The organism is Arthrobacter sp. P1_B4, from assembly GCF_056406555.1.
In genome coordinates this window covers 1-4,571 of record NZ_JBFTZW010000147.1, presented here as the reverse complement: position 1 = coordinate 4,571, position 4,571 = coordinate 1, and the positions used below count along the sequence as shown (strand labels likewise).

At 63.5% G+C, this 4,571-nt stretch carries 3 protein-coding genes; 1 reads left to right on the top strand and 2 read right to left on the bottom strand.

Annotated features, from left to right (window positions below; all coding sequences use genetic code 11):
* Positions 1 to 1,134: 1,134 nt before the first annotated feature.
* Positions 1,135 to 3,294: a DNA/RNA non-specific endonuclease gene (locus tag AC1D1W_RS19945; protein ID WP_243178985.1), complete on the bottom strand. Its 2,160-nt coding sequence runs from the start codon at positions 3,292 to 3,294 to the stop codon at positions 1,135 to 1,137.
* Positions 3,295 to 3,442: 148 nt separating this feature from the next.
* Positions 3,443 to 3,901 carry a hypothetical protein gene (locus AC1D1W_RS19940; RefSeq protein WP_243178983.1) on the bottom strand — a complete coding sequence of 153 codons (459 nt, stop codon included), beginning with the start codon at positions 3,899 to 3,901 and terminating at the stop codon, positions 3,443 to 3,445.
* A 201-nt stretch (positions 3,902 to 4,102) separates the two neighbouring features.
* Here AC1D1W_RS19940 and AC1D1W_RS19935 point away from each other — a divergent pair, with 201 nt between their 5' ends.
* The gene (locus AC1D1W_RS19935) at positions 4,103 to 4,282 is read left to right on the top strand and encodes a hypothetical protein (RefSeq protein ID WP_476944609.1); all 180 of its coding nucleotides are present in this window, start codon (positions 4,103 to 4,105) and stop codon (positions 4,280 to 4,282) included.
* The last annotated feature ends 289 nt before the right edge of the window (positions 4,283 to 4,571 follow it).

Genomic DNA, 4,571 nt, shown 5'->3' with positions numbered 1-4,571 from the left:
AGTGAATAGGATGATCCCGCTCACCAACGCTGGCCCATAATCCCTGGCCAATAATGTCACCGAGTAGTCTCTCAGACCCATCTCAAGCTAATCTGGTAGCACCTTGGACATTGGCTCATGAGGCGTGCCCTACTCCGCCTCACGGCAGCACCCGCTGTCGCTTGTTTCACAGTCCATGGACTCAGCGGGGCTCTACGAAGCCGCCCGCGTGGCCGAACGGAATCACTTTGCCGAGGCAGAGGAMCTGTGGAAGATCTTCGGCGACGTCCGACGGGCAACCGCTCCGGTGGGTCCTTGACCAACAACGCGCCATGGGCTGGTGGGAGACATTCATCCCTACGGGTCGGGAGACGTGGGCAGGCTCGACTCAGCGGTCATCGGGGCAGTGGCATACTTCCACCCTGCCGGCTGTATATGAACCAAAAGCTCGGCACGCGCATCGATCACGCATTCCGTCTGACCCTGGAAACCATGGGGCCCATTCACCACCGGCGGCTTCCGCCACGAGGCCGCATGGCATTCCAGTGTTTGCAGTGGGTTGTGGGCAACGCCGCATAATCGACCGTTGCCCGGGAGTTTCGCACGCCCCGCGCGTTGGGAGGTGGTACAGGGGGCCTGAAACGAGCAGCATGCCTACCCAAATGCCAGCGACTTCTCGGAAAACCGTGGCCGGTGGTGGAATACGGGCGACATTCCCCATGGCTGGGCGGCCGCCGAATTCAACATGTTGCTGCGCGACATCAGCTTCTTCGAAGCCGACGAAGACGCCGACCCCCACATCTACCTGGCACCCGGCATTCCAACCACTGGCTGGCCGACCGAACTCGGCTGACCGTTTGGGGGCGCGCCGACCATCTTCGGAGCCCTGCTTGGCTTCATTCTCGACCACGATGCGCTCGCGCGGACCGTCACCATCAATCAGCCGGTGCCGGTAAGCATTTCGCTACATTTACCACTGCAGGCTGGGAACTGTCACCTCGACAGTTGCCGATGACTTACCGGTTACCGCCGTGGACGGACACGTCGTCTTGCCCGGCGGTTCTATCCAAGCGGTCATCACTTACGTCCGGCGTGTCAGGCCAATCCCTGGTACACCGTCAATCAGACACTCCCGGCCTGCGACCAAGCCGCGGCTTACAGCTGCAGGTCGTCGAAGGTGTGGAGTTCACGGGCCGGGGTGGGGGTGGCGAGTGCTTCCTGGGCCTTAGGCAGGGGCGAGAAGTCGTTGTTCATGGGGTCCCACTCGAACAGGTGGGTGAAGTCCAGACCGGTGAGTTCACTGATCCTTCGGACCGGGACCTGGAAGGTGGCCGGGGTGAAGGCTTCCCTGAGCATGTCCTTGACCAGTTCGTGCTGGCTGATCATGTAGGCGCTGGCCGAGTGACCGCCGTCTGCCTGCCGGAACACTGGGATCTTCCAGAATGCCAGCGGGATCCGGGCTCCCTGGAACTCCGGGTCGCCGGCGGTGAATACCGGGCCGGTGAACACCGTGAGCCGGAGCTTGTCGGCCTTTGCGGTGTCCAGCAGATAGTCCTCAAGGCCGGCCCACAACGAGGCCCCCTGGTTGAATTTTTTATGTTGGGGAGAGCAGTTGGTGAAATGGAAGGTATCGTCATTGGCTGACCGGGCGACTTTGTCCGGCCCCCAGGCCGGATCGAGGCGGCGGACGAGGTGCCCGCGGTCAAAGTCATTGTCCGCGTACAGATCCTCACCGATCTGGTCCGCCTGCTCCAGCCGCGGGTCGAAGTACCACCTGTCCCGATCACGCTTGGGTGACTGGCTGAGCTGGCCGTCGACGTTCACGACCGTGTAGAGCGCCAGGCGCCTGGTGCGCTGCATCACGAGACTGAAGTGGTGGTAGTTCAGCACGGTTGGGTCCTGCCCGTCGGCTGCCCGGCGGTTCTGTGCCGCATCCGCACGTTGGTCCTCCGTCAGGACCGGCAGGGGGACTTGCGTGCCCAGGAACTCCGGGTCGTACCCTGTTCGCCCTGCATAATCGGGATCGATCGCCACGGCCTCTTCGGCCACGGCACTGCCAGTGCCCCGAACCGCGTCCTGGTTCTGCCCTGCGGACGCTGCGCCGAGGCCTCCTGCCGGCTGCACCGCGCCGAGCCGGACGGTGACGTGCAGGGGAATGGTGAGGGAAACGGCCCCGTCCGCCGGATCGGCGGGATGTTCCGGCACCGGCTGTGTCCGGAGCCGGGCCTGCTGTTCCCCGACTGGGGGTTGAGGCGCGACGGGTTGGGAGGGCAGGGCCTCCTCGAGCAGGGCCCGTTGTCCGGCGTTCATGCCGTCGGCAGACTTGGCGAGCCAGGTCAGGATGCTGCTGATGCGGATTCCCTCGTTGGCTATCCACTGGATCTTCAGCTCACCCTGCGTTTCGTCCCACACCGTGCCGTCCACGGCCAGGATGTCTCCGGCGGCGTTGCGGGCGGGCACCCCGGAGTGATGGAGGCCGACGATTTCCCACTGGTTGTTGTAGAGCGGTGAACCGGAGGAGCCCGGTGACGTGTCAGTGCGGTATTGCAGGAATTGGTCGAACCGGTCGATGAGTTCGTTTTGCTGCAGCGCCAGCTGCTTCTCCTGGCCTTCCGGGTGCTGGATGATGTTAATCGATTCGCCCAGCAGGATTTTGCCCTGGTCCTTGGAGGTGCGGTTGAAGTCGAAGCCGGCCAGCGGCACCGCTGCACTGGTTTCGTCCGGCCGTGACTGCGCAGCGACCGCGACGATGGTGACATCAAGGTCCGCGTCGGTCTGGAAAAAGGCATCCGGTTCCAGGTCGAACTGGGATGTAGTCAGAGGCAGTCCGCTGACACCGTTCTGGAAGTTGAATTCCAGGCGGGAGAAACGGGCCGACTGGGCATCGGGCAGCACGTGGTTGTTCGTCAGGGCCAGACGCGGAGAGATCATGAATCCGGTGCCAAAGCCCCGGATCTGGACACGGTCGCGGACGATGACGCGGCCCACACTGCGGGAGACCGCCGTACCCAGTTCCAGGAACGCGATGCCCAGCAGGTTATTCCCGCCGATGATCCGTTCCAGCACATGATCATCCCGTACCGGGTCGCCGCCCTCCGGGGAGGGGCCGGCGATCCCGCTGAGTGCGTCCATTACCAGCGGGTGGCGCAGGACCCGCCGGGTGCGCAGCGCCACCCGTTCCGGTGCGTCCACGTTAAGGATACTGCCCTGCGGGGTACGTGCCGCCGCGATCTTTTCTTCCGTGCTCGCCCGTGGGCCCTGCCGTGCCTGGAACCGCGCCTGGGTTGCGGTGATCACGTCTTCCGGTATTGCCATTGGACTGCTCCTTGAATGTTGGACTCCCCGCCCCCTATGCATCCCTCCGTGGCCGCAGTGGCGAGGCGAACCTGTGAAACCTCTTTAAGGCATCTGTCATCACGGTCTCTCCGTAAAGACATGTGGGCGTAGGCTAACAGCCCGAGTGTTACGGGCGCGTTATCGTCCTGCAGCGATCCGCCGAGAACTGCAGGGCCGGCTGCTCATAAGCCGGCTCACCGCCGGCGTTAGCGCCCGCGTTCGTCCTGGCCTTCTTATTCGAAGACAGGTCTGCGGTATCAACACGGTGGACGAACTCTAGGGCGGCCCTGTATTCCTTAAAGCTGACCAGCAGCCGCTCTTGATCGCGAGCAAGCTCGAACGCACTCTCAACTGCCTTGAGCAACGGATCGGCATTCGCCGCAGCTGCGAGCTTCATCATCCCCCGCGCTGGCGCCATTTGCCTCTCAGCTAACGCGACCATCGTGGAATGTTGGCGCGCGAAGTTGCTTGCCGCGTTCACGCTCGCCACGATGCTCGGGAAGCCAGACGAGTTCACGATGCTGCTCGTGTCGACCCAGCCCCACTGATGGGCTTTGCCTGGCTCCGACGATCCGTTTGTGCTCACAAGGAAGCCATACCGGCCAGCAACGACAACCAAGGCGAGGGCGAGGGGAAGGGCGTAGTGGTAGCTGTCCGGGCTGGTCGTAACGTTCCCGTAACGCACCAGCCTTAGGTCCACAGAACTGGGATGCCGATCCTAGCGCCGCCGGCGCGTCGTCGCGTCAGACTGAGCGGATGCCTCGCCCATAGAGAACGGAACGTGCTTATGCCAACGATCACCCAACTACTCTCCGACCTGCTGGATACCCTCGAGTCCGCAGTACGGCCGGCGGGTCCTCTCAGACCGCTGCCTAGCGGCACGCTCGCCATCACGGCCAAGGCAACGACGGCACTGGCCCGGGCCAAGGCGGCCAGGCAGCACCGGGAGCAGGGAGTGCCTGAATAACGGTGGATCCGGGGTCGGCCTGACACGCCGGGCGTTGCCTGGCGGAGAGGACTGATGATGAGCGGGAGCATGAGAGGCTGCGCACTTGGTTCGAGGCAGGGTTCGGGTTCACCAATCACATTTCATCAAGGGGCGCCGGACCAGTGCATCTGGCGGCTCTGGCAGGGCTGACCCAAGGGGACTTCGAAGCGGTCCTCGCCGTTGCCGGGCTGACTGCAGGAAGGGAAACACTTTCGTGTAGGCCTCTGAGTGTGCTCAACCTGTTCACTTATGGGGCTCCTTCGGGGGC